The organism is Pseudomonas protegens, from assembly GCF_013407925.2.
Classification (GTDB): domain Bacteria; phylum Pseudomonadota; class Gammaproteobacteria; order Pseudomonadales; family Pseudomonadaceae; genus Aquipseudomonas; species Aquipseudomonas fluorescens_AP.
In genome coordinates this window covers 2,676,028-2,700,674 of the sequence record NZ_CP060201.1, presented here as the reverse complement: position 1 = coordinate 2,700,674, position 24,647 = coordinate 2,676,028, and the positions used below count along the sequence as shown (strand labels likewise).

Here is a 24,647-nt window from a genome sequence, read left to right as displayed (position 1 = left end):
TAAAGGCTGGATAGAAAGATTGATGAGGGTGATGGAGGGGCAGAAGCAGCAACAAGCAACAAGCAACAAGCTTCAAGCTTCAAGCTGCAAGCAAGGGCCTTGCACCCCCACTTGCCGCTTGAAGCTTACCGCTTGCCGCTGCTCTTAACCTATGGTCATCAGGCTGGCATTACCGCCGGCCGCCGCGGTGTTGACGCTCAGGGCGCGCTCGATCACCAGGCGCTCCAGGGCAATCGCCGTCTCGCCCTGGGACAGGCCCTGGACGCCAACGATGGCTCCGGCGCGCTGAGCCACTTGCTGGCAAACGCCGCGCAACTGGTCCGAGTCGCCGTGGTGCAGGACCGCGTCGAATACCACCTCGTCCTTGGTCCAATCCGCCACCCGCTGAATGCGCGCCTGTACGTCCTTCGGCAGACGGGCGAACAGTGCCTTGGCCAGGTCGCTTTCCGGCCACACCGCCGAGCCGCCAACCGCCAGCACGGCCGCCAGTTGGGTCAGCAGGTCGCCTTCGATCTCTGCCAGGCACAGCACGTGCTCGCGAGGCAGGATGGCGTAGCTGTTGCGCTCGCCGGTCGGGCCGGTCAGCTGGCGGGTGATGCCGCTTTGCGACTGGCTGGCGAACTGTTTGCACAGGGTGGCCAGTTCCGCCAGCTTGCTGCTCTCGGCCCAGGCTTGCAGGGCATTGAGCGGCTTGCTCAGGGCTTCGCGCAGGCGCAGGTCCGGGGCGTTCTCGGCATCGCTACGGGCGAAGGACTGCTCGATGGCATCCACCGGGCGGGTCGACAGCAGGCGGTACAGGTACAGCGGGCCGCCGGCTTTCGGGCCGGTGCCCGACAGGCCTTCGCCGCCGAACGGCTGCACGCCGACCACGGCACCGACGATGTTGCGGTTGACGTAGACGTTACCGGCGTGGACGTTGTCCACCACCTTGGCGATGGTTTCGTCGATCCGGGTGTGCACACCCAGGGTCAGGCCGTAGCCGGAGGCGTTGATCTGGGCGATCAGCTGGTCGATGTCCTTGCGCTTGTAGCGCACCACGTGCAGCACCGGACCGAAGATCTCGCGTTGCAGCTCGTCGAAGCTTTCCAGCTCGATCAGGGTCGGCATGACGAAGGTGCCGCGCTTGCATTCTTCGCTGTCGGCAATGGCCATCTGGTACACGCTGCGACCTTTGTCGCGCATGGCCTGGATGTGCTTCTCGATGCCGGCCTTGGCTTCGGCGTCGATCACCGGGCCGATGTCCACCGACAGGCGCTCCGGGTTGCCCAGGCGGCTTTCGGCCATGGCGCCCTTGAGCATTTCGATCACGCGGTCGGCGGAATCTTCCTGCAGGCACAGCACGCGCAGGGCCGAGCAACGCTGGCCGGCGCTGTCGAAGGCCGAGGACACCACGTCGATGACCACTTGTTCGGTCAGGGCCGAGGAGTCGACGATCATCGCGTTCTGGCCGCCGGTTTCGGCGATCAGCGGGATCGGCCGGCCCTGGTTGTCCAGGCGCCCGGCGATGTTGCGTTGCAGCAGGCGCGCGACTTCGGTGGAACCGGTGAACATCACGCCCTTGACCCGCTCGTCGCCGACCAGGCGGGCACCGACGCTCTCGCCCTGGCCCGGCAGCAGTTGCAGCACGCCTTCGGGAATCCCGGCTTCGAGCAGCAGGCGCACGGCCTGGGCGGCGACCAGCGGGGTCTGTTCGGCTGGTTTGGCCAGCACCGGGTTACCGGCGGCGAGGGCCGCGGCGACCTGGCCACTGAAGATCGCCAGCGGGAAGTTCCACGGGCTGATGCACACCACAGGACCCAGTGGGCGGTGGGCGTCGTTGCTGAAGTCGTTGCGTGCCTGCACTGCGTAGTAGCGCAGGAAGTCCACGGCTTCACGCACTTCGGCGATGGCGTTGGCGAAGGTCTTGCCGGCCTCGCGGGCCAGCAGGCCCATCAGCGGCTGGATCTCGCCTTCCATCAGGTCGGCGGCGCGTTCCAGGATCGCGGCGCGTTCGGCCGGCGGCGTGGCTTGCCAGATCGGCGCGGCGTTCAGGGCGCACTGGATGGCGTTGTCGACGTCTTCGATCGTGGCTTCCTGGACGTGACCGACCACATCGCGATGATCCGCCGGGTTGAGGACCGGCGCCGGGGTTTCGCTGCTGGCGGCGCAACCGAGCATCGGTGCGGCTTTCCAGTGGTTGTGGGCGGTGGCCAGCAGGGCGCAGGACAACGACGCCAGGCGGTGTTCGTTGGCCATGTCGATGCCGGCGGAGTTGGCGCGTTCGCTGCCATACAGGTCACGCGGCAGCGGAATGCGCGGGTGCGGCAGGCCGAAGCCGCCTTCCAGGGTGGCCATCTGCTCGATCTGCGCCACCGGATCGGCCACCAGCTCTTGAATCGAGATCGACTGGTCGGCGATGCGATTGACGAAGGAGGTGTTGGCGCCGTTTTCCAGCAGGCGGCGGACCAGGTAGGCCAGCAGGGTTTCGTGGGTGCCGACCGGTGCGTACACGCGGCACGGACGGTTCAGCTTGCCATCGGCGACCTTGCCCACCACTTGCTCGTACAGCGGTTCACCCATGCCGTGCAGGCACTGGAACTCGTACTGGCCGGGGTAATAGTTCTGACCGGCAATGTGGTAGATCGCCGACAGGGTGTGGGCGTTGTGGGTGGCGAACTGCGGGTAGATGACTTCCGGCACCGACAGCAGCTTGCGTGCGCAGGCGATGTAGGAAACGTCGGTATACACCTTGCGGGTGTAGACCGGATAGCCTTCCAGGCCTTCGACCTGGGCGCGCTTGATCTCGCTGTCCCAGTAGGCGCCTTTCACCAGGCGGATCATCAGGCGGTGACGGCTGCGGCGGGCCAGATCGATCACGTAGTCGATCACGTATGGGCAGCGCTTCTGGTAGGCCTGGATCACGAAGCCGATGCCGTTCCAGCCGGTCAGTTGCGGCTCGAAGCACAGGCGTTCCAGCAGGTCCAGGGACAGCTCCAGGCGGTCGGCTTCCTCGGCGTCGATGTTCAGGCCGATGTCGTACTGCTTGGCCAGCAGGGTCAGGGACAGCAGGCGCGGGTACAGCTCTTCCATCACGCGCTCGTACTGGGCGCGGCTGTAGCGCGGGTGCAGGGCCGAGAGCTTGATCGAGATGCCCGGGCCTTCATAGATGCCGCGACCGTGGGAGGCCTTGCCGATGGAGTGGATGGCCTGCTCGTAGGACGCCAGGTACTTCTGTGCGTCGTGCTCGGTCAGTGCTGCTTCGCCGAGCATGTCGTAGGAATAGCGGAAGCCCTTGGCTTCGAACTTGCTGGCGTTGGCCAGGGCTTCGGCGATGGTTTCGCCGGTGACGAACTGCTCGCCCATCAGGCGCATGGCCATGTCCACGCCCTTGCGGATCATCGGCTCGCCGCTCTTGCCGATGATGCGGCTCAGGGAGGAGGTCAGGCCGGCCTCGTTGTGGGTCGACACCAGCTTGCCGGTGAGCAGCAGGCCCCAGGTGGCGGCGTTGACGAACAGCGACGGGCTGTTGCCCAGGTGCGGCTGCCAGTTGCCGGTGCTGATCTTGTCGCGGATCAGAGCGTCGCGGGTGCCCTTGTCGGGGATGCGCAGCAGGGCTTCGGCCAGGCACATCAGCGCCACGCCTTCCTGGGACGACAGGGAGAATTCCTGCAGCAGGCCCTGGACGATCCCGGCACGGCCACCGGCGCTCTTCTGGTTGCGCAGCTTCTCGGCGATCGAGGCCGCCAGCTTGTTCGCGGCTTCGGCGGTGGCGGCCGGCAGGCGCGCCTGCTCCAGCAGCATCGGCACCACTTCCGGCTCCGGGCGACGGTAGGCGGCGGTGATCGAGGCGCGCAGCACCGATTGCGGGAGGATGCTTTCGGCAAACTCCAGGAAGCATTGGTGAGCGTGATCGGTCTGCACCTCGCCGGCGTCATCGCCGTCTTTGGCAGTGACACTGCTCAGCTCGGACAGGGTTGCACCACCCTCGAGTTTTTCCAGGTAATTGAAAATCGCCTGCTTGATCAGCCAGTGCGGCGTACGATCGATCGAGGCCGCGGCGGCCTTGAGGCGCTCGCGGGTTGGGTCGTCGAGTTTGACCCCGAGGGTGGTGGTAGCCATATTTTTATCCTCATGTTTGCCACGCACGTGTGGCATCAGCTGGCGGCAAGATTATCCGCGCGCTGCAATAGGTGCAACCGGGTGCAACCCATTTTCGGACGGAAAAAATGGCAGCTTGTCAGGAATAAATATCCTGCATCACTGGCTCGGCATCTTGATGGTGCGTTTGCTTCTGAAAAATCGATTTCTTGCTCCAAAAAGGAGCAAAAGCGCCATGGGGGGTCGATTATTCGACAAGGTGCAACTTAAACACCGCAAATTGGTTGCACCTTGTTCATTTTGTTGCATAGGATTCGCGCCCAAGGTGCAACCGACCCCTTTTCGGGGTGGTTCATCGGCTGATGGCTTTCCTGGGGAAACATCAGTCATAAATGCGCGGCTCGCCTGACCGTCTGCCAAATACCATCGTTTGGCGTCGGCGGGCAGTGACCGCCGCACCATAAAAACAAAGCCAGGGCGTAACTCAATGAGTGCAAGCAATCCCACCCTGATCACCTTCGTGATCTACATCGCAGCAATGGTGCTGATCGGCTTCATGGCCTATCGCTCCACCAACAACCTTTCCGACTACATTCTGGGCGGCCGTAGCCTGGGCAGCGTGGTGACCGCGCTTTCCGCCGGTGCTTCCGACATGAGTGGCTGGTTGCTGATGGGCCTGCCGGGCGCCATCTACATGTCCGGTCTGTCTGAGAGCTGGATCGCCATCGGCCTGATCGTCGGTGCCTACCTGAACTGGCTGTTCGTGGCCGGTCGCCTGCGGGTGCAGACCGAGCACAACGGTGATGCGCTGACCCTGCCGGACTACTTCTCCAGCCGTTTCGAAGATAAAAGCGGCCTGCTGCGGATCATCTCCGCGGTGGTGATCCTGGTGTTCTTCACCATCTATTGCGCCTCCGGCATCGTCGCCGGCGCCCGTCTGTTCGAAAGCACCTTCGGCATGCCTTACGAGACAGCCCTGTGGGCTGGCGCGGCCGCGACCATTGCCTACACCTTTGTCGGTGGTTTCCTGGCGGTGAGCTGGACAGATACCGTACAAGCCACGCTGATGATCTTCGCCCTGCTGCTGACCCCGATCATCGTGCTGCTGGCCACCGGTGGCGTCGACACCACCTTCCTGGCCATCGAGGCCCAGGACCCGACCAACTTCGACATGCTCAAGAACACCACCTTCATCGGCGTGATCTCGCTGATGGGCTGGGGCCTGGGCTACTTCGGTCAGCCGCACATCCTGGCGCGCTTCATGGCGGCGGACTCGGTCAAATCGATCGCCAACGCACGTCGCATCTCCATGACCTGGATGATCCTGTGCCTGGGCGGCACCGTGGCCGTGGGCTTCTTCGGCATCGCCTACTTCTCGGCGCACCCGGACGTGGCCGGCCCTGTGAGCGAGAACCCTGAGCGGGTGTTTATCGAGCTGGCCAAGCTGCTGTTCAACCCGTGGATTGCCGGTGTGTTGCTGTCGGCGATTCTGGCGGCGGTGATGAGTACCCTGAGCTGCCAGTTGCTGGTGTGCTCCAGTGCTCTGACCGAAGACTTCTACAAAGCCTTCCTGCGCAAGCATGCCTCGCAGCTGGAACTGGTATGGGTCGGCCGCGCCATGGTGCTGGTGGTGGCGCTGATCGCCATCGCCATGGCCGCCAACCCGGAAAACCGCGTGCTGGGCCTGGTGAGCTACGCCTGGGCCGGTTTCGGCGCCGCCTTCGGTCCGGTGGTGCTGATCTCGGTGATGTGGAAAGGCATGACCCGCAACGGCGCGCTGGCCGGGATCATCGTCGGTGCCGTCACCGTGATCCTGTGGAAGCACTTCGCTCTGCTGGGTCTGTACGAAATCATCCCGGGCTTCATCTTTGCCAGCCTGGCGATCCTGCTGGTGAGCAAGATGGGCACGCCGACCGCTGGCATGGTTCAGCGTTTCGAAGCGGCCGAGAAGGATTTCAAGCTCAACCACTGAGTGCGAATGCCTTGCCCTGATTCCCCAGGGCGCTGAACAACGGCCCGCTGCGTCACCGCAGCGGGCCGTTTTCATTTGTACAGCTCGGCGTCGGGCTGGTTGAGGAAGATCAGCACCCCCAGGATCGCCATGTAGAACTTGAAGGCAGCGTCCTGACCGTTCCAGGTCGGGGATTGCCACATCATGAACCACTCTCCGCCCACCACCATGAAGCCGAAGAACCAGACGCAGAAGCCCAGGCAGAAGCCGGCAATCGCCCAGCCCTTGGAGCGGTTAAAGTAGCTGGCGACGCCGTGCCGTGCCAGCCAAAGGCGCAGCGCCCCGAGCACCAGCAGCACACCGGTCAGGGCTTCGCCGCCGATGATCAGCCAGTAGCCGACATTCCACAGCAATGGCAGGGTCACGGCGCGGTCGGTGGCGGTGTTGCCGGGGAACACGCTGTCCATGCTCAGCACATGCTGGACAAAGGCGAAGTTGGAGCCGTAGTCACTGATGTTGTTGTAGGCCACCAGCAGCGCGAAGGCCGCGACAGCCAGGGTCATGGTGATCTTTACGTAACGCACAATCATGATTGAGTCCTTTGCGGGTAAGAGAGGTTCCTGGGGGCTATTGGTGGGGAGGGCGCGCCGGTGCCGACGCGGTTGAGTCAATGCATGGGACGCGGCCCCGCCACCTTCGGGCGGCGGGGCTTGCGGGCTCAGGCCTGGCGCAGCGCCTGATCGAGGTCTTCGAGCAGGTCTTCGATGGCTTCGATGCCTACCGAGAGCCGGATCATCTCCGGTTTGACCCCGGCCTTGGCCTGCTCTGCTTCGTTCATCTGCCGGTGGGTGGTGGAGGCCGGGTGGCAGGCCAGGGACTTGGCGTCGCCGATGTTCACCAGGCGCTTGAAGATCTGCAGCGCGTCGTAGAAGCGCACGCCCGCGGCGTAGCCGCCCTTGAGGCCGAAGGACAGGATCGCCGACGGCTTGCCCTGCATGTACTTGCGCGCCAGTTCATGGTGCGGGTGATCGGGCAGGCCGGCGTAGCTGACCCAGGCCACCAGCGGGTGGTCCTTGAGGAACTGCGCGACCTTGATGGCGTTGTCGGTGTGGCGCTCCATGCGCAGGGCCAGGGTTTCCAGGCCTTGCAGCAGGAGGAAGGCGTTCATCGGCGCCAGCGCCGCGCCGGTGTTGCGCAGCGGCACGGTGCGGGCCCGGGCGATAAAGGCCGCCGGGCCGAATTTCTCGGTGTAGACCACGCCGTGGTAGGCCGGCTCCGGGGTGTTGAGGCTGGCGAATTTCTGCGGATGCTCGGCCCAGGGGAAGTTGCCGCTGTCGACGATCACCCCGCCCAGGGAGTTGCCGTGGCCACCGACGTACTTGGTCACCGAGTGCACCACGATGTCGGCGCCGAACTGGATCGGCTTGCACAGGATCGGCGTGGCCACGGTGTTGTCCACCATCAGCGGCACGTTGCGGGCGTGGGCGACCTGGGCCAGGCCCTCGATATCGACGATGTTGCCCGCCGGGTTGCCGATGCTCTCGCAGTACACCAGCTTGGTCTTGTCGTCGATCAGCTCGGCGATGGCTTCGGGGGAATCGTCCCGGGCAAAGCGCACTTCGACGCCGAAGCTGGGCAGCAGGTGGGCGAACAGGGTGTAGGTGCCGCCATACAACTGCGGGGTGGAGACAACGTTGTCGCCGGCCTGGGTCAGGGTCTGGATCGCGTAGTGGATCGCCGCGCTGCCGGCGGCCACCGCCAGCCCGGCGATCCCGCCTTCCAGGGCCGCCATGCGCTGCTCCAGCACATCGTTGGTGGGGTTCATGATGCGGGTATAGATGTTGCCGGGCACATCCAGGTTGAACAGGTCGGCCCCGTGCTGGGCGTTGTCGAACTCGAAGGCGACGTTCTGATAGATAGGCACGGCCACGGCCTTGGTGGTCGGGTCCGACTTGAATCCGTGGTGCAGCGCAATCGTTGCGTCTTTCATAAAACCTCGACTCAGTAGCAATCCATTAATGAGCACAGCCAGGCAGGTGGTGTGCCCGCGCAGCAGTCAGTGGTCCCGTGTGTCTGAGTCGCCAGCAACCGCTTGATGTGCCCGCCGCTCGGTGGCGGGCGGGCGCGTCAGTGTCCAATAGGCGTGGCGGATCGGCAAGGGCGGCGCGGGCGTGTCGGCAGCAGGGCGGCCATCCTTGGCCGCTGGAGCGTTTCAGCGTGGTTGCGACCAGCCCTGGGAGCGACTGACCGCGCCGCTGAAGGTGTGGCGCCAGGCGGCTGCGGTGGCCGGGTCGATGCGCGGCCGATAGTAGGTGCTGGTGTTGTCCAGGGCCGGCAGCTCCAGGCCCAGGCCACGGGCGGCGAGGGCGGCGCAGCCCAGGGCGGTGAGCTCGTCGAAACGCTGGGTGACGATGCTGCGCTGCAGAATATCGGCCAGGAACTGGGTGAAATACGGGCTGCGGGCCAGCCCGCCGTCGATCGACAGCTGGTCGGTGACATTGAGGTGGGCGTCCATGGCGCTGATCACTTCGGCGCTGCGCAGGGCCACGCCTTCCAGTACCGCCTGGCACAGGTCCTGGCGGCTGGTGGCGGCGTTCATGCCGATCCACACCGCCCCGGCGCTGCGGTCCCAATGCGGGCAGGCCAGCCCGGACAGGGCCGGAACGAAGGCCAGGTCGCGGGAAATCGCCGGAGGCTGATCAAAGGTCGCCAGTTCCGAGAAGTCACTGAACAGGCCCAGGCGCCCGGCCCACTCCACTGCGGCGCTGGCGTCATAGACACCGCCGTCCATGGCGTACACCGGCTGGCCGTCGGCCTGCCAGGCCACGGTGGCCAGCAGGCCTTTTTCCGGGGCGCGGATGATCTGCTCGCCGGTGACGGTCAGGGCAAAGGCGCCGGTGCCGAAGGTGATCTTGGCGTCCCCCGGTTTGCGGCAGCCGTGGCCGTAGAGCGAGGCTTGCTGGTCGACCACCGAAGCGCTGATGGGGGTCTGGCCGATGCGCCCGAAGTCGCCGACCGTGGCGCGGATTTGCGGCAGGGCCTGCAAGGGCACGCCGAACAATGCGCAGAGATCCGGGTCCCACTGGCCGCTGGCGAGGTTCATCAGCGAGGTGCGCGAGGCGGTGGTGATGTCGGTGGCGTAGACCCCTGTCAGGCGGTCGAGGAAGTAGGCGTCGGTGGTGCCCAGGCGCAGGCGGCCGGCGCCCAGGGCGGCTTGTGCTTCGGGCAGATGGCGGACGATCCAGGCCAGCTTGCTGGCGGAAAAGTAGGCATCCAGGGGCAGGCCGGCCCGTTCCAGGGTCAGGGCCTCGGCCCCGTCGGCCCGCAGCTCCTCGATATGGGCGGCGGTGCGGTTGTCCTGCCAGACGATCACCGGCGACAGCGGCGCGCCGGTGATGGCGTCCCAGGCCAGGCAGCTTTCGCCCTGGTTGGCCAGGCCGATGGCGTCGACCCGGCCGGTGGCTTCCAGGCAGCGTTGCAGGTTGGCCAGCAGTTCCAGCGGGTCGTGCTCGACCCAGCCCGGACGCGGGTGATGCTGCTGATGACGCAGGGCCAGTTGGATGTCGGCCCGGCCTTGCATGTCCACCACCAGTACGCGGGTGCTGGTGGTGCCCTGATCAAGTGCGGCTATTCGCATGGTGTTCTCTCTTGTTTGGATGGGCCGGGCTAGTCGATGCAGATATCCAGTTGGTCGATGTGTCCGGGCAGCGTCAGTTCCTTGAGGGGGATCAGCAGGCGGCGTTCCGGCAGGGCCGACACCGGTCGGCTCCAGAGGTCCTTGCCGTGGGCGCGGACCCGCAAGGTGCCGCTGACGGCCTGGCCGACTCGCAGCTGGATGTGGCGCAGGCCGGGCAACTCGCTGCGCACCAGTTGCGCCGGTACGCCGAGCTTGATCGGGGCGGCGAACTTGAGGGTCAGCGCGTCTTGGGGAACGGGTAGCTGGCCGCACAGGGCCTGTGCCATCAGGCCGCCGATGCGCCGCCCTTCACGGTACGACCAGCCGGCCGTCTCGATCGGCCGCAGCAGGTTGCCGGCGGCGAAGTAGGCCGGGTCCGAGCAGCGCCCGTACTGGTCGATCTTCGGCCCGCCGCTACCGCTGTCCAGCTGCAGGTGGCTCTGGCGCACCAGGCTCGACTCCGGGGTGAACTGGCCGGTGAGCAGCACGCCGTCGCAGGGGATGTCGCGGACCTGGCCGTCGGCCAGGCGTACCTTTGCCGACTCCACGCGACCGGTGCCCTGGATCTCCAGCAGTTGCGCGCCCAAGTGCATGGGGATGCCCAGCAGACGTGGGAACAGGGTCAGCGGCCAGCGGGCGGTGGCGCGCTGGTTGGCCTCCAGTACCGCGACCGGTCGGATGCCGGCCCGCCGACAGCTGAGCACGGCGGACAGGCTGACCAGTTCGGTGCCGATGATCAGCGGTCGTTCGAAGGGCTTGAGATGCCGCACATAGAGGAAGTTCTGCAGGGCTCCGGTGTTGATCACCCCCACCGGCCGGTCCCCGGACAGCAAGCGCGCCGAGCGCGGGGTTTCCCGGGCGCCGGTGGCGATCAGCACCTTGCGCGCCTGCACCAGCCGCGGCCCGTCGGGACTGGCCAGGCGCAGCAGGCCGTCGGGTTCGAGGCTGAGCACGGTGTGGCGCAGCAGCAGCACGACCCCGGCTTTGAGCGCCGCCTGGACATTGCGCCGGGCATAGGCCGGGCCGCTGAGAATGCGCTGGTACTCGCCCATGCCGAAAGGCGGATGGGCACAGTGCCGGGGAATGCCGCCGGCTTCGCTTTCCCGCTCGATGACGAGCACCGGGCCGATGCCCTGGCGGCGCAGTTCGATGGCCGCGGCAAGGCCTGCGGGTCCGCTGCCGATAATGGCCACTTCGGCCTGAATCTGTTCAGTGCTGTGCATGGCAACGACCTGTGGCAAGAGGGATGGCCAGATGGCTGGCACTGAGTTCGGCGACTTGGGCCGAGCAATAGAAACCCTGGCAGCGGCCCATGCAGGCCCGGGTGCGGCGCTTGAGCCCGCCGATATCGCCAGGGGGCAGGGGGCTGCTCAGGGCGCTCTCGATCTCGCGGCGGGTCACCAGTTCGCAATGGCAGACGATCTCGCCGTAGCCGGGTCGTTGCCAGTCGCGGGGCAAGTGCTCGGCGAGATTGGGCATCTGCGGCCAGCTCGGTTGCTCCACCTGAGCGTGCTGGCAGCGCTGGCTGTACAGCTGGTAGACATGCCGGGCAATGCCCAGGGCCGCGGTGAGCCCGGTGGAGCGGATGCCGCCGACGGTGATCCAGTGTCGGGCATGATCGGCGCGGATCCGGTACTCCTTCTTTTCGCTGGCGGGGCGCAGCCCGGCGTAGGTGGCGGTCACCGGGACGCCGGCCAGGGCCGGGATGCGCTCCACGGCGGCATCGATCAGGCTTTGCAGGGTGGCCCCGTCGAGGCCGGCGTGAATCCGGTCGTCCTGCTCTTCGGCGGTGGGGCCGACCAGCAGGTTGCCGTAGACCGTGCGGGTCAGGACGATGCCTTTGGTGCGTTCGTTGGGCACCGGCAGGACGATGCGCTGCAGGAGCTTGGCCGCGGCCTTGTCGAAGACCACGAACTGGCCCTTGCGCGGCATGATGCGAAATTCGCTGTGGCCCAGCAGGTTGTGCTCCAGGGTGTCGCCGAACAGCCCGGCGCAGTTGATCACCTGGGCGGCGTGCAGGCTGCCCTGGTTGGTGTCGAGGCGCCAGCGTTCACCGTCGAACTGGCCTTGCTCCACCTCGCACCGCAACTGCACCCGGGCGCCATGGGCCATGGCCTGTTGCAGGTAGCCAAGCGGGGCGGACCAGGGGTCGATCAGGTGCTCGTCGGGCACCAGTACCGCGCCGCAGGCGTGATTGGCCAGCTGGGGCTCCAGGGCCAGGATCTCGCCCCGTTCCAGCAGGCGCGCGTTGTCCACGCCATTGGCCCGGGCCTGTGCGAGGATGCCGGGCAGTCTGGCCTGATCCTCGGCATTCCAGGCCACCACCAGGGCTCCGCTCTTGAGCAGGGGCAGGTTCATCTTCGAGTGGATGTCCAGGTACTCCTGGTACCCGGCCTGCATGCATTGCAGTTCCAGGCTGGCGCTGGGGGCATCGAAGCCGGTATGCAGGATGGCGCTGTTGGCCTTGCTGGCTCCGGAGAGAATGTCGCTGCCCTTTTCCAGCAGCACCACCCGCGCGCCTTCCAGGGCGAAGCGCCGGGCCATGGCGCAACCGACGACGCCGCCACCGACTATGGCCACGTCGAAAGTCACATTGTTCGGATAAAGTTCGGTCATATAAATGCCTGTTTCCTGCAGTAACACCCAAGAGCGGTGCTGCAAGCAAAGCACAATACGGGCCAGTCTTGTTGTTTTTATTTATTGTTTGGTCATGTATCGGTCATTTATATGTGGGTTTTGTGACTGATAAAAGCGTGCATTCGTTGCTGCAATTCAGGCCTGCGGCACCAGGTGCACCTGCACCTTGGCCTTTTCCAGCGCCGCCAGCAGCTGCGGGCCGGGCTGGCGATCGATCACCAGGCGGTCGATGCGTTCCAGGGGGAAGACCTTGAACAGGCCGCGCCGTTCGAGCTTTGAGGAGTCGGCGATCACCGTCAGTTGGCGCGCCTGGGCAATCATGGCGCGGGCCACTTCGGCTTCTTCGATGGAGAAGTCCATGGCGCCGTCTTCATTCAGGGCGCCGATGGTGATCACCGCGTGTTCGGCGTTGAACCGGGTGATCTGTTCCAGGGCCAGGGTGCCGACGTTCTGGGTCGAGTCGGGGCGGTATTCGCCGCCGATCATGAACACCCGGTTGCCCGATTCGCCGATACAGCCGGCAATCGGCAGGGAGTTGGTGATGACCGTCAGGCGCGTGTGCTGCGCCAGCTCCCGGGCAAAGAACAGGGTGGTGGTGCCGGTGTCGATGAAGATGCTGTCGCCGGCGCAGAACAGGCCGGCGGCGTAGCGGGCAATGGCGCGCTTCTCCTGGGCGTGTTCGTTCATGCGGGTCTGGAAGGTGTTCTCGTGCTCGCCGGTCGGAGGCAGCGCCGCGCCGCCGTGGAACTTGGTGACCAGGCCGCTTTCCGCCAGTTCGCTGAGATCGCGGCGGATGGTTTCCTGGGACGTGGCGGTGATGCGCGCCAGTTCCTCCACGGAAATCCGCTCCCGTTGCCGCAGGAGTTCGAGAATGTGCTGTCGTCGTTCGTTGGGGCGCATGCTGGGTTTCCGTCGGTGGTACTTCGCCACACAAGTGGGCAGTTTTTGTTACTTACGCACACCTTTGGCACATCGATATGCGGATTCGGTCAACTTGGCTGAGCCAGTTAAGCATTTCATTGCGGTTTTCACAATCAGCCTCGGTCACTGTGTAGCGCCGCGTTGATTATGGGGTAGGAAAAGCTCATCGGGATTTTTTTGACCGATATTTGAGAGTTCATCGGTAATAACCACAAAGAATGCACATTGTGGCACAGGAAATGCCCTGTGTTTGCATAGCGCCTGCATCGTCTGTCCTGGCGATGGAGTGAGCGCGGCTGGCCTCAACAAGAACCTCCCCGGCGGGGGAACCCTATAAATGACGCTCAGAGAGATGAACCCACATGGCTGAATTTGGAAACTACGTCATTTACCTGATCATGCTCGGCGCAGTGCTCGGCGCCTTGTCGTCGATCATCAAGCCCGAGAGCGGCCTGGGTCGGGAATTCGTCAACGGTATCCACTCCATCGGCCCGGTGTTCCTGGCCCAGGCCGGGATCATGGTGGCGATTCCCTATCTGTCGCAGGCCATTTCCCACGCTCTGGGGCCGTTCTTCAACGCCCTGGGTTCGGACGTCTCCATTGCGGCGCTGTCGATCATCGCCGTGGACATGGGCGGCTACCAGCTGGCCAATGCCCTGACCGCCAATCGTGACCTGTGGATTACCGCCATGCTGGTGGGCTACACCTCCGGGGCGACCATCGTCTACCTGATCCCGGTGGGGCTGACCATGCTCGAGCGCAAGGATCACAAGTACCTGGCCCTGGGCGCCATGGCCGGGCTGATCAGCATTCCCTTCGCGGTATTGATGTCGCTGCTGATCATCACCGCGACCCAGTTGCCGGTGCGGGACATCGTCTCCACCAACTCCGAGGCGCTGTACTACCTGTCCCTGAGCTTTGTCGACATGCTCAAGCTGCTGGCGCCGCTGTTCGTGTTCTGCTTCCTGCTGGCGGCGGGGCTGCGCTACCGGCCGCAGATGATGGTCAGGGGCTTTCTGGTGTTCGGCAAGATCATGGATGCGGCGATCAAGCTGATCCTGGCCCTGAGCATCGTCGAGCACTTCACCAAGTTCTTCAGCATCAACTTTGGCGGCTGGGGCTTCGACCCGATGTTCGCCGATGAGAAGGAGCTGTTCCGGGCCATCGAGATTGCCGGTTACATCGGCATCATGCTCGCCGGCACCTTCCCCATCTGCTACCTGTTCCAGCGCTACTGCAAGAAGCCCATGGAGCTGCTGGGGCGCCAACTAAACCTGTCGAGCACCGGTGCCGCGGGCTTCATCATGGTGTTCGCCAACATCATCGCCACCTATCACCTGTTCAAGCACATGACCGCTCGCGACAAGGTGCTGTGCGTGGCCCTGGGGGTCTGTGCCCAGGCGCTGATCGGCGATCACCTGGCGTTCACCGCGAATTTCCAGCCGAGCCTGATCCTGCCCATCCTCATCGGCAAACTGTTCGGCGGCCTGCTGGCGGTGGCGATCGCCATCCGCATCTCGGTGCCGGCCGCCCAGCGTTACGAGCAGCAAGAGCAGGAGCAGGCCGCGGCTTTCGCCCTGCAACCCGCGCGGGCCTGAACGGCCCGCTTCTCCTACCCATGATTTCGAGGTAACGATGCGCAAGATTTTCCTGGCCTGCCCCTACAGTCATTCCGAGCCGGCGGTCATCAATGAGCGTTTTCTCCAATGCAACCAGGTGGCGGCGCGGATACTCGAGGCCGGACACGCGGTGTTCAGCCAGGTGAGCATGTCCCACCCCATCAACCTGTGCCTGGAAGGCAAGGACAACGCCGCCATCGGCAAGCTCTGGGCTCCGGTGGATGCGTTGTACATGGCGATGATGGAGGAGCTGATCGTGCTCGACCTGCCAGGCTGGAAGGACAGCGGCGGGATCAAGCGCGAGATCGAGGTGTTCGAATCCTCGGGACGTCGGGTCAGCCTGTGGTCCGAGGTCAGCCACGAGTTCGTCTGAGTGCCTCCCCGTACCCGTCGTCGACTGCGCCGGGTACGGGCCTGCTGTGAACTGACGACAGGCTGTACACAAGGTAAACTTGCGCTCCTGCGCAGGAGCAACCATGAACTATCGTCACGCCTTCCACGCCGGCAATCACGCCGACGTCTTCAAACACCTGACCCTGACCCGCCTCATCGCCCTGATGTCGCGCAAGGAGCAGCCGTTCGCCTACCTCGACAGCCACGCCGGCATCGGTCTGTATGACCTCAAGGGCGATCAGGCGAGCCGTACCGGCGAGTACCTGGAAGGCATCGCCCGCTTGTGGGGCGCACAGGATCTGCCGGCGCTGACCGCCGACTACATGCAGGTGCTGCACAAGATGAACCCCGATGGCGAGCTGCGTTACTACCCGGGGTCGCCGGAGCTGGCGCGCCGCCTGACCCGCTCCCAGGACCGGGTGCTGCTCAACGAGAAACACCCGGAAGACGGCCTGCTGCTCAAGGACAACATGAAGGGCGATCGCAGGGTGGCGGTGCACCTCGGTGAAGGCTGGCACGTGGCCCGGGCCTTGCTGCCGGTGGCGGAAAAGCGCGCGGTGATGCTGATCGACCCGCCCTTCGAGCAACTGGACGAGATGCAGCGCTGCGCCGCATCGCTCAAGGAAGCCATTGGCCGCATGCGCCAGACCGTGGCGGCCATCTGGTACCCGGTCAAGGACCAGCGCGCCCTGCGGCGCTTCTACCAGGACCTGGCCGGCAGCGGCGCGCCGAAGCTGTTGCGGGTGGAGTTGCTGGTGCATCCGCTGGATACCCCCAACAGCCTGAACGGCTCGGGCCTGGCGATCGCCAATCCGCCGTGGGGGCTTGAGGAGGAGTTGCGCGAGCTACTGCCCTGGCTGTCGAAAAAACTCGCTCAGACCCAGGGCGGCTGGCAGATGGACTGGTTGATCGCGGAGTAGCAGTCACCAGCCATAAGCGGCAAGCTGCAAGTCGCCGGCGAACCACTTGCAGCTCGGGGCTTGCAGCTTGTAGCTGCTTTAGATGGGGCAGGTCACGCCGGTGCCGCCGATGCCGCAGTAGCCTTCCGGGTTCTTCGCCAGGTATTGCTGGTGATAGGCCTCGGCGAAGTAGACGGTCGGCGCTTCTGCGATTTCAGTGGTGATCTCGCCCAGGCCGGCCTTGGTCAGTTCCGCCTGGAACACCTCCTTGCTGTGCAGTGCCTGTTCCAGCTGGGTCGGGGTGGTGGTGTAGATCACCGAGCGGTACTGGGTGCCGATGTCGTTGCCCTGGCGCATGCCCTGGGTCGGGTTGTGCAGTTCCCAGAACATCGCCAGCAGTTCCTGGTAGCTGACCTTTTCCGGTTCATACACCACCAGCACCACTTCGGTATGGCCGGTCAGGCCCGAGCAGACTTCTTCGTAGGTCGGGTTCGGGGTGAAGCCGCCGGCATAACCCACGGACGTGCTGAACACGCCCTCGCGCTGCCAGAAGCGCCGCTCCGCGCCCCAGAAACAGCCCAGGCCGAAGATGGCGAATTCCACATTGCCCGGAAACGGACCCAGCAGCGGGTTGCCGTTGACGTAGTGTTCTTCGGGCACGGTCATGGGCGTTTCGCGGCCGGGCAGAGCTTGTTCTTTGGTTGGAAGCACGTTTTTGTTCACCAGAATTTCCGAGCGCAAGACCATGGGGCAGTCCTCCAGTCAGGTTGGGGAGTCGGTAAGAAGATAGACACGCAGTTTGCCCGAGTGTTACAGCGCTGTCAGGCAATTGGACCGCGCGGATAGCGCTTGAGCTTGGCAATCAGCTCGGTGCCGGGAATCGGTCGGTCGAACAGGTAGCCCTGGCCGACATCGCAGCGATGGCGGCGCAGGAACGCCAGTTGTTCCGCGGTTTCGATGCCTTCGGCGACCACCTTGATCTTCAGGTTGTGGGCCATGGCGATCACCGCCGAGGTGATTTCCATGTCGTCCTGGTTGTCCGGGATTTCATGGATGAAGCTGCGATCGATCTTGATGATGTCGATGGGGAATTTCTTCAGGTAGCTCAGGGACGAATAGCCGGTGCCGAAGTCGTCCATGGCCAGGGTCAGGCCAAGCTTTTTCAGCTGTTCCAGCTGCTGGTGGGTGTCCTCGGTGGCTTCCAGCAGCAGGCCCTCTGTCAACTCAAGCTCCAGCAGCGAGGACGGCAGTTGTTCTTCCCTGAGGATGCTGGCGATGGAGGCCACCAGGTCCGGGTCGGAAAACTGCTTGGGCGACAGGTTGATGGCCACGTGCAGGTTGCCCAGGCCGGCGGCGGTCAGCTGCTTGCTCATGCGGCAGGCCTGACGGGCGATCCACTTGCCGATGGGGATGATCAGGCCGGTTTCTTCCGCCACGCTGATGAACTGGTCCGGACGGATCATGCCCTTTTCCGGGTGGTTCCAGCGCAGCAGCGCTTCCATGCCCAGCAGGCGGCCGCTGCGCAGGCACAGCTTGGGCTGGTAGAACACGTCCAGCTCGTTCTGGGTCAGGGCGCGGCGCAGGTTGTTTTCGACGAACAGCTTGTAGCTGGCTTCGGCGTTGAGCGCCTCGGTGAACACCTGCACCTGGTGCTTGCCGTTGGCCTTGGCCTTGTGCAGGGCCAGGCCGGCGTTGCGCATCAGGGTCTGGGGGTCGCGGCCATGCAGCGGCGCACTGGCCAGCCCCACGGAGCCGGTGACGCTGATCAGCTGGTTGTCGACGAACATCGGCTTGTCCAGGGTCATCAGCAGTTGGCTGGCGATCTGTTGGCCGGATTCCAGGTCGGTGTTGTCCAGCAGCACCGCGAACTCGTTGCTGGCAAAACGCGCCAGGCTGCCGCTGGGGCTCAGGCTGTTGCGCAGGCGCCGGGCCAGGCTGATCAGCAGCTTGTCGCCGGTCTGGTGACCGAGGCTGTCGTTGATCCGCTTGAAGTTGTCGATATCCACCAGCAACAGGCTGATCGGGGTATCGCTGTCTCGGGCGAAACGTTCATCCAGGTTGCGGATGAACGCGGGGCGGTTGCCCAGGTTGGTCAGGTTGTCGGTGTAGGCCAGGCGCTCGATGCGCTGCTGGGCGAGCTTGGTCTGGGTGATGTCTTCGTAGATGCCGATGTAGTGGGTCAGCTCGCGATTGTCGCCATACACCTTGGAGATCGACAGCTGGCCCCAGTAGGGCTCTAGGTTCTTGCGCCGGCTCTTGAACTCGCCTTGCCAGCTGTTGCTCTTGGCCAGGCTGGAAGGGGCGTCGAACAACAGCTCGCTGAGGTTTTCCAGGGCTGGCAGTTCGGACAGGCGATGGCCGTGAACCTCTTCGGTGCTGTACTGGGTGATGGCGGTGAAGCTGGGGTTGACGTACTCCACCACGCCGTCGCAGTTGACCAGCAGGAAGGCGTTGGCGCTCTGTTCCACGGCGCGCTGGAACAGGTGCAGGGCGCTGGTGGCGGCGCGTCGGTTGTGATTGTTGATGACCTGGGCGAACTGGTCCGCCAGTTCGCCGGCGAAGGCGATCTCGTCGGACTGCCAGGCGCGGGTCATGCCGGTCTGTTCCAGGCAGAGCACGCCGACCACCTGGCCATCGATGCGGATGCTGGCGTCGAGCATGGCGTTGACGTCCCGCGGACGCAGGCTCTCGGCCATCTCCCGGGTGCGCGGGTCGCGCATGGCATTCTGCGCATCGATGGCGCGAGAGCTGTGCAGGGCTTCCAGGTAATCGGGAAAGCTGCTGGCGTCGATGGGCTCCGGCATCCGGTATTCCTGCGGGCCGCGATGGTAGGCGGCAATCGGCACCAGTTGCCGGTCTTCCAGGTTCCAGATGCTGGCGCAGTCGATCTGGTAGATATCACAGGCGCAGCGGGTGATGAGTTCGGCGGCTTCCTTCAGGGAGTTGCCGCTGCTGTAGCGCTGGCGGGTCAGCAGCAGGATCAGGTCCTGCTGGGCGCGCACCCGTTCCAGGTGCTGAAGCTGCTCCTGCTGGGCCCGCTGGTTCAGTTCCAGGGCGATCTGCAGCCTGGTGTTCTGGGTTTCCAGGTCCTGGGTCGGCGGGGTGGTGGAGTTGCTGAACAGACCTTCGACAACCAGCAGGTAACCGCGCAGCAGGTGCCGGTTGTGCTGTTTGTAGGCTTCTCCCAGCTCCAGGATGCTCAAGGGGCCCTGGCCGGTGTGCAGGGTGTAGCGGATCAGGTAATGGGGGCTGCTGCTCAGCTGTTCCTGGATGGTGTCGTGCAATTGATAGCGCGCTTCGGGTTCCATCAGGCTGGCGTAGGGCGACCCCACCAGGGCGCAGAGTTCGACGGCGGGCAGACCGAACTGGCGCTCGCAATTGGGATCGAGAAACAGCAGCGCCCAGCTTGCTTCATTCAGCCGTTCGAAACGCAACATGCCGAGCCGCGAGGGCACAGGCAACTGCGTCACTACCTCGGCCGCCATACGGCTGGCGGCATCGGGTTGGCTTTTCATGGGGAAACTCGCTTCGAAATTGCTGATCGCGCCGGGCTCGCGCCCTCTTTACTGTTGCCTGCGGCAAGGTTGCATCATGGCGCATCGACTGACAAGTAAGATGAAGGCTAAGTGCTATAAACCTGTATCGGCAGGCCGAAGGATTTCTGCAAAGTAACTTTTCTGCGCCTTTGCCTCGGGAAATGACGGGCAATTGACGACGTTTTTCCGGCAAAAAAAAGCCCCGCCAAATTGACGGGGTTGAGGTACGAGCGTGGCGCTCGGAAAGCATGCGGTACCGGCCCGCCCAGGTTGGGAGGGCCGGTTCGCGGGTTACAGCAGGATGGTGCGGATGTCCGCCAGCAGGTCGCTCAGACGCTTGGTGAAGCGTGCAGCGGCCGCGCCGTTGATCACACGGTGATCGTAGGACAGGGACAGTGGCAGCATCAGCTTCGGCTGGAAGGCCTTGCCGTCCCAGACCGGCTGGATGGTGGCCTTGGATACACCGAGGATCGCCACTTCCGGCGCGTTGACGATCGGCGTGAAGCCGGTGCCGCCAATGTGCCCGAGGCTGGAGATGGTGAAGCAGGCGCCTTGCATCTCGTCCGCGGAGAGCTTCTTGGTCCGGGCTTTTTCCGCCAGGGAAGCCGCCTCGGCCGCCAGTTGCAGCAGGCTCTTCTGGTCGACGTTCTTGATCACCGGCACCAGCAGGCCATCCGGGGTGTCCACGGCGAAGCCGATGTTCACGTACTTCTTGCGGATGATCGCCTTGCCGCTTGGCGCCAGGGAGCTGTTGAAGTCCGGCAGTTCCTTGAGCAGGTGTGCGCAGGACTTGAGCAGCAGTGGCAGGATGGTCAGCTTGACGCCGGCCTTCTCGGCCACGGCCTTCTGGGCAACGCGGAAGGCTTCCAGCTCGGTGATATCCGCCGAGTCGAACTGCGTCACGTGCGGCACGTTCAGCCAGCTGCGGTGCAGGTTGGCGGCGCCGGCCTGCATCAGGCGGGTCATCGGCACTTCTTCGATTTCACCGAAGCGGCTGAAGTCCACGACCGGAATCGGCGGGATGCCCGCGCCAGCGGTTGCGCCGGCAGCCGGTGCTTCCTTGGCCTTCTGCATCATGGCCTTGACGTAGACCTGCACGTCTTCCTTGAGGATGCGACCGTGGGGGCCGCTTGGGCTCACGGCGCTCAACTCGACGCCGAATTCACGGGCCAGTTGGCGTACAGCCGGGCCGGCGTGAACTTTCGCGCCGGGCTTGGCTGGCGCGGCAACTGGAGCAGCAGCGGCAGGCGCGGCGGCGGCAGGAGCAGCTTCAGTTTTGGCTGGAGCAGGTGCGGCGGCAGGTGCCGGAGCGGCTGCCGGGGCTGCGCCCTTGACCTTGAGCTTGAGGATCAGGTCGCCGGTGCCGACTTCGTCGTCCAGCTTGATCGATACGCTTTCCACGATGCCGGCGGCTGGCGATGGGATTTCCATGCTGGCCTTGTCGGATTCGAGGGTGATCAGCGATTGATCGGCAACCACGCTGTCGCCAGCCTTGACCAGCACTTCGATGATCTTGGCCTTGCCGGCCGAGCCGATGTCCGGAACGTGGATGTCCTGCACGCTGTCAGCCACGGCAGCAGCCGGGGCTGCTGCGGGAGCAGGCGCGGCGGTAGCGGCCGGAGCGGCAGCCTGGGCCGGAGCGGCAGCAGCAGGCGCTGCAGCACCCGCCACTTCCAGGTCCAGGATCAGGTCGCCGGTGCCGACTTCGTCGTTGAGCTTGACGCTGATGGCCTTGACCACGCCAGCGGCAGGCGACGGGATTTCCATGCTGGCCTTGTCGGATTCGAGGGTGATCAGCGATTGATCGGCCTCGACGGTGTCGCCGACCTTGACCTGGATCTCGATGATCTGGGCCTTGCCCGACGAACCGATATCCGGCACGTGAACCTGTTGCACCGAGGCGCTGGCAGGTGCGGCAGCCGGAGCGGCAGCAGCAGGTGCTGCGGCTGGCTGTGCAGGTGCTGGCGCAGCGGCGGCAGGTGCAGGGGCCGCAGCAGCGGCGCCCTCGACTTCCAGTTCCAGCAGTTCGTCGCCTTCTTTCAGGCGGTCGCCCAGCTTCACTTTCAGGCTTTTGACCACGCCGGACTTCGGTGCAGGGATTTCCATGCTTGCCTTGTCCGACTCGAGGGTCAGGATGCTCTGGTCGGCTTCGATGCGATCGCCGACCTTGACCATCAGTTCGATTACTTCACCTTCACCGCTGCCGATGTCAGGTACGCGAATGAGTTCGCTCACAGAAAGTCTCCTCAGCAGTCCAGTGGGTTGCGTTTTTCCGGGTCGATACCGAACTTGGTGATGGCTTCAGCCACGACCTTAGGTTCGATGTCGCCACGGTCAGCCAAGGCTTCCAGGGCTGCCAACACCACGAAGTGACGGTCTACTTCGAAGAAGTGACGCAGTTTCTTGCGGCTGTCGCTGCGGCCGAAACCGTCGGTGCCCAGGACTTTGAATTCCTTGGACGGCACCCACTGGCGGATCTGTTCGGCAAACAGCTTCATGTAGTCGGTAGAGGCGATGACCGGACCCTTACGGCCGCTCAGGCACTCTTCGACGTAGCTCAGCTTCGGCTTCTGGCCAGGGTGCAGACGGTTGCTGCGTTCTACTGCCAGGCCATCGCGACGCAGTTCGTTGAAGCTGGTCACGCTCCACACGTCGGCGGCGACGTTGAACTCGTCACGCAGGATCTTCGCCGCTTCGCGGACTTCGCGCAGGATGGTGCCGGAGCCCATCAGTTGCACGTGGTGCGCGGCTTCGCGGGTGTCTTCTTCCAGCAGGTACATGCCCTTGATGATGCCTTCCTCGACACCTTCAGGCATGGCTGGCTGCTGGTAGGACTCGTTCATCACGGTGATGTAGTAGAAGACGTCCTGTTGCTCTTCGGTCATCTTCTTCATGCCGTCCTGGATGATCACCGCCAGCTCGTAGCCGTAGGTCGGATCATAGGTGCGGCAGTTCGGGATGGTCCCGGCCAGCATGTGGCTGTGACCGTCTTCGTGCTGCAGGCCTTCACCGTTGAGGGTGGTACGGCCGGCGGTGCCGCCGATCAGGAAGCCGCGGGTACGGCTGTCGCCGGCAGCCCAGGCCAGGTCGCCGATACGCTGGAAGCCGAACATCGAATAGAAGATGTAGAACGGCAGCATCGGCTGGTTGTGGCTGGAGTACGAAGTACCGGCCGCGATGAAGGAGCTCATGGCGCCCGCTTCGTTGATGCCTTCCTCGAGGATCTGGCCCTTCTTGTCTTCGCGGTAGAACATCACCTGGTCTTTATCGACTGGCTCGTAGAGCTGGCCGACGGAGGAGTAGATGCCCAACTGGCGGAACATGCCTTCCATACCGAAGGTACGGGCTTCGTCCGGGATGATCGGCACGATGCGCTGGCCGATTTCCTTGTCCTTGACCAGCTGCGCGAGGATCCGCACGAAGGCCATGGTGGTGGAGATTTCACGGTCGCCCGAGCCGTCGAGGATGGCCTTGAGGGTATCCAGTGGCGGAGTCGGGATGCTGAAGCTCTTGGCACGACGCTGAGGCACGAAACCACCCAGCGCGGCACGACGCTCGCTCAGGTAGCGGGCTTCGGCGCTGCCTTCTTCCGGCTTGAAGAACGGCAGGTTTTCGATGTCTTCGTCTTTCACCGGAATGTCGAAACGATCGCGGAACAGCTTCAGGCTTTCAACGTCGACTTTCTTGGTGTTGTGCGCGGTGTTCTTCGCTTCGCCGGCGCCGGTGCCATAACCCTTGATGGTCTTGGCCAGGATGACGGTCGGCTGCTCTTTGTGGTTGACCGCCTCGTGGTAGGCCGCATAGACCTTGTACGGGTCGTGGCCGCCACGGTTGAGCTTCCAGATCTCGTCGTCGGACAGATCGGCAACCATCGCCTTGAGTTCAGGGGTGTTGAAGAAGTGCTCACGGACGAACGCGCCGTCCTTGGCCTTGTAGTTCTGGTACTCGCCGTCGATGACTTCGTCCATGCGGCGTTGCAGGATGCCGTCGACGTCCTTGGCCAGCAGTGGGTCCCAGAAACGGCCCCAGACCACCTTGTTGACGTTCCACTGGGCACCACGGAACACGCCTTCGAGTTCCTGGATGATCTTGCCGTTGCCGCGAACCGGGCCGTCGAGGCGCTGCAGGTTGCAGTTGATGACGAAGATCAGGTTGTCCAGCTTCTCGCGGCCGGCCAGGGAGATCGCGCCCAGGGATTCCGGCTCGTCGCACTCGCCGTCGCCCATGAAGCACCAGACTTTCTGCTGGCCGGCCGGGATGAAGCCACGGGCTTCCAGGTACTTCATGAAGCGTGCCTGGTAGATCGCCTGGATCGGACCCAGACCCATGGAAACGGTCGGGAACTGCCAGAAATCAGGCATCAGCCAAGGGTGTGGATAGGAGGACAGGCCGTTGCCATCCACTTCCTGGCGGAAGTTGTTCATCTGGTCTTCGGTGATGCGGCCTTCCATGAACGCACGGGCGTAGACGCCTGGCGATGCGTGACCCTGGAAGTAGATCAGGTCGCCGCCGTGTTCGTCGGTCGGGGCCTGGAAGAAGTAGTTGAAGCCGATGTCATACAGGGTGGCGCTGGAGGCGAAGCTGGAGATGTGACCGCCCAGGTCAGAATCTTTCAGGTTCGTACGCATGACCATGGCCAACGCGTTCCAACGTACCAGCGAGCGAATGCGGCGTTCCATGAACAGGTCGCCAGGCATGCGTGCTTCGTGGGTGACGGGAATCGTGTTGCGGTACGGCGTGGTGATGGCGTAGGGCAGTTGCGAGCCGCTGCGGGTCGCGAGTTCACCCATACGGGTCATCAGATAGTGAGCACGGTCTTCGCCTTCTTTGTCGAGAACCGATTCCAGGGCGTCCAGCCATTCCTGGGTTTCGACGGGATCGAGGTCTTGCATGGCTTGCTCCAGGGCGGAAAGGCTTCCAGAATCGGTTGCCTGAGTT

15 protein-coding genes are annotated in these 24,647 nt (G+C 64.2%); 4 read left to right on the top strand and 11 right to left on the bottom strand.

The window, feature by feature from the left end; translation table 11 throughout:
- Positions 1–144: 144 nt before the first annotated feature.
- The gene (putA, locus tag GGI48_RS12475) at positions 145–4,098 is read right to left on the bottom strand and encodes a trifunctional transcriptional regulator/proline dehydrogenase/L-glutamate gamma-semialdehyde dehydrogenase (protein WP_179598529.1); all 3,954 of its coding nucleotides are present in this window, start codon (positions 4,096–4,098) and stop codon (positions 145–147) included.
- A 466-nt stretch (positions 4,099–4,564) separates the two neighbouring features.
- Between putA and putP the strand changes: the two genes are divergently transcribed.
- Positions 4,565–6,049, top strand: a complete 1,485-nt coding sequence (putP, locus tag GGI48_RS12470; protein ID WP_047301260.1) for a sodium/proline symporter PutP — start codon at positions 4,565–4,567, stop codon at positions 6,047–6,049.
- 71 nt (positions 6,050–6,120) lie between these two features.
- Here the strand turns inward: putP and GGI48_RS12465 are convergent, their stop codons facing one another.
- From GGI48_RS12465 to GGI48_RS12440, 6 genes are all read right to left on the bottom strand, one after another.
- Entirely contained in the window at positions 6,121–6,618 is a 498-nt protein-coding gene (locus GGI48_RS12465; RefSeq protein WP_047301261.1) for a DUF2165 family protein, read from the bottom strand.
- 128 nt (positions 6,619–6,746) lie between these two features.
- Entirely contained in the window at positions 6,747–8,018 is a 1,272-nt protein-coding gene (locus GGI48_RS12460; protein ID WP_016964727.1) for an O-acetylhomoserine aminocarboxypropyltransferase/cysteine synthase family protein, read from the bottom strand.
- 222 nt (positions 8,019–8,240) lie between these two features.
- Positions 8,241–9,665 (bottom strand): glycerol kinase, encoded by a 1,425-nt coding sequence (locus GGI48_RS12455; protein WP_179598527.1) that lies wholly within the window; start codon positions 9,663–9,665, stop codon positions 8,241–8,243.
- A gap of 29 nt (positions 9,666–9,694) precedes the next feature.
- Complete coding sequence (locus tag GGI48_RS12450; RefSeq protein WP_179598526.1) at positions 9,695–10,927, bottom strand: NAD(P)/FAD-dependent oxidoreductase; 1,233 nt, start codon at positions 10,925–10,927, stop codon at positions 9,695–9,697.
- Positions 10,914–12,320: an NAD(P)/FAD-dependent oxidoreductase gene (locus tag GGI48_RS12445; RefSeq protein WP_179598524.1), complete on the bottom strand. Its 1,407-nt coding sequence runs from the start codon at positions 12,318–12,320 to the stop codon at positions 10,914–10,916. Before GGI48_RS12445 ends, GGI48_RS12450 begins: the two co-directional genes overlap by 14 nt.
- 156 nt (positions 12,321–12,476) lie before the next feature.
- Positions 12,477–13,241 carry a DeoR/GlpR family DNA-binding transcription regulator gene (locus tag GGI48_RS12440; protein WP_016964724.1) on the bottom strand — a complete coding sequence of 255 codons (765 nt, stop codon included), beginning with the start codon at positions 13,239–13,241 and terminating at the stop codon, positions 12,477–12,479.
- A 383-nt stretch (positions 13,242–13,624) separates the two neighbouring features.
- Here GGI48_RS12440 and eutH point away from each other — a divergent pair, with 383 nt between their 5' ends.
- The 3 genes from eutH (at position 13,625) to GGI48_RS12425 (ending at position 16,194) form a co-directional block, all read left to right on the top strand.
- Positions 13,625–14,860, top strand: coding sequence for an ethanolamine utilization protein EutH (gene eutH, locus GGI48_RS12435; protein WP_179598522.1), 1,236 nt, complete (start codon positions 13,625–13,627; stop codon positions 14,858–14,860).
- Between the two features lie 37 nt (positions 14,861–14,897).
- A complete protein-coding gene (locus tag GGI48_RS12430; RefSeq protein ID WP_016964473.1) occupies positions 14,898–15,254 on the top strand; it encodes a DUF1937 family protein in 357 nt (118 codons plus the stop codon).
- Positions 15,255–15,357: 103 nt separating this feature from the next.
- Positions 15,358–16,194: a 23S rRNA (adenine(2030)-N(6))-methyltransferase RlmJ gene (locus tag GGI48_RS12425; RefSeq protein ID WP_047301263.1), complete on the top strand. Its 837-nt coding sequence runs from the start codon at positions 15,358–15,360 to the stop codon at positions 16,192–16,194.
- A 78-nt stretch (positions 16,195–16,272) separates the two neighbouring features.
- Here GGI48_RS12425 and msrA read toward each other — a convergent pair whose 3' ends face one another.
- From msrA to aceE, 4 genes are all read right to left on the bottom strand, one after another.
- Positions 16,273–16,920 carry a peptide-methionine (S)-S-oxide reductase MsrA gene (gene msrA, locus GGI48_RS12420; protein ID WP_016964475.1) on the bottom strand — a complete coding sequence of 216 codons (648 nt, stop codon included), beginning with the start codon at positions 16,918–16,920 and terminating at the stop codon, positions 16,273–16,275.
- A 74-nt stretch (positions 16,921–16,994) separates the two neighbouring features.
- Positions 16,995–19,688, bottom strand: coding sequence for a GGDEF and EAL domain-containing protein (locus GGI48_RS12415; RefSeq protein WP_047301266.1), 2,694 nt, complete (start codon positions 19,686–19,688; stop codon positions 16,995–16,997).
- A gap of 312 nt (positions 19,689–20,000) precedes the next feature.
- Positions 20,001–21,944, bottom strand: a complete 1,944-nt coding sequence (gene aceF / locus GGI48_RS12410; RefSeq protein WP_179598520.1) for a dihydrolipoyllysine-residue acetyltransferase — start codon at positions 21,942–21,944, stop codon at positions 20,001–20,003.
- A gap of 11 nt (positions 21,945–21,955) precedes the next feature.
- Positions 21,956–24,601 (bottom strand): pyruvate dehydrogenase (acetyl-transferring), homodimeric type, encoded by a 2,646-nt coding sequence (gene aceE / locus GGI48_RS12405; RefSeq protein ID WP_179598518.1) that lies wholly within the window; start codon positions 24,599–24,601, stop codon positions 21,956–21,958.
- Between the last annotated feature and the right edge of the window lie 46 nt (positions 24,602–24,647).

Excerpts from the sequence above, each read along its gene's own strand:
- GGI48_RS12460 (WP_016964727.1), bottom strand. The coding sequence starts at position 8,018 with ATGAAAGACGCAACGATTGCGCTGCACCACGGATTCAAGTCGGACCCG.
- GGI48_RS12455 (WP_179598527.1), bottom strand. The coding sequence starts at position 9,665 with ATGCGAATAGCCGCACTTGATCAGGGCACCACCAGCACCCGCGTACTG.
- msrA (WP_016964475.1), bottom strand. The coding sequence starts at position 16,920 with ATGGTCTTGCGCTCGGAAATTCTGGTGAACAAAAACGTGCTTCCAACC.
- GGI48_RS12425 (WP_047301263.1), top strand. The coding sequence starts at position 15,358 with ATGAACTATCGTCACGCCTTCCACGCCGGCAATCACGCCGACGTCTTC.
- aceE (WP_179598518.1), bottom strand. The coding sequence starts at position 24,601 with ATGCAAGACCTCGATCCCGTCGAAACCCAGGAATGGCTGGACGCCCTG.
- GGI48_RS12445 (WP_179598524.1), bottom strand. The coding sequence starts at position 12,320 with ATGACCGAACTTTATCCGAACAATGTGACTTTCGACGTGGCCATAGTC.
- GGI48_RS12430 (WP_016964473.1), top strand. The coding sequence starts at position 14,898 with ATGCGCAAGATTTTCCTGGCCTGCCCCTACAGTCATTCCGAGCCGGCG.
- GGI48_RS12440 (WP_016964724.1), bottom strand. The coding sequence starts at position 13,241 with ATGCGCCCCAACGAACGACGACAGCACATTCTCGAACTCCTGCGGCAA.
- GGI48_RS12465 (WP_047301261.1), bottom strand. The coding sequence starts at position 6,618 with ATGATTGTGCGTTACGTAAAGATCACCATGACCCTGGCTGTCGCGGCC.
- eutH (WP_179598522.1), top strand. The coding sequence starts at position 13,625 with ATGGCTGAATTTGGAAACTACGTCATTTACCTGATCATGCTCGGCGCA.
- putP (WP_047301260.1), top strand. The coding sequence starts at position 4,565 with ATGAGTGCAAGCAATCCCACCCTGATCACCTTCGTGATCTACATCGCA.
- putA (WP_179598529.1), bottom strand. The coding sequence starts at position 4,098 with ATGGCTACCACCACCCTCGGGGTCAAACTCGACGACCCAACCCGCGAG.
- GGI48_RS12415 (WP_047301266.1), bottom strand. The coding sequence starts at position 19,688 with ATGAAAAGCCAACCCGATGCCGCCAGCCGTATGGCGGCCGAGGTAGTG.
- GGI48_RS12450 (WP_179598526.1), bottom strand. The coding sequence starts at position 10,927 with ATGCACAGCACTGAACAGATTCAGGCCGAAGTGGCCATTATCGGCAGC.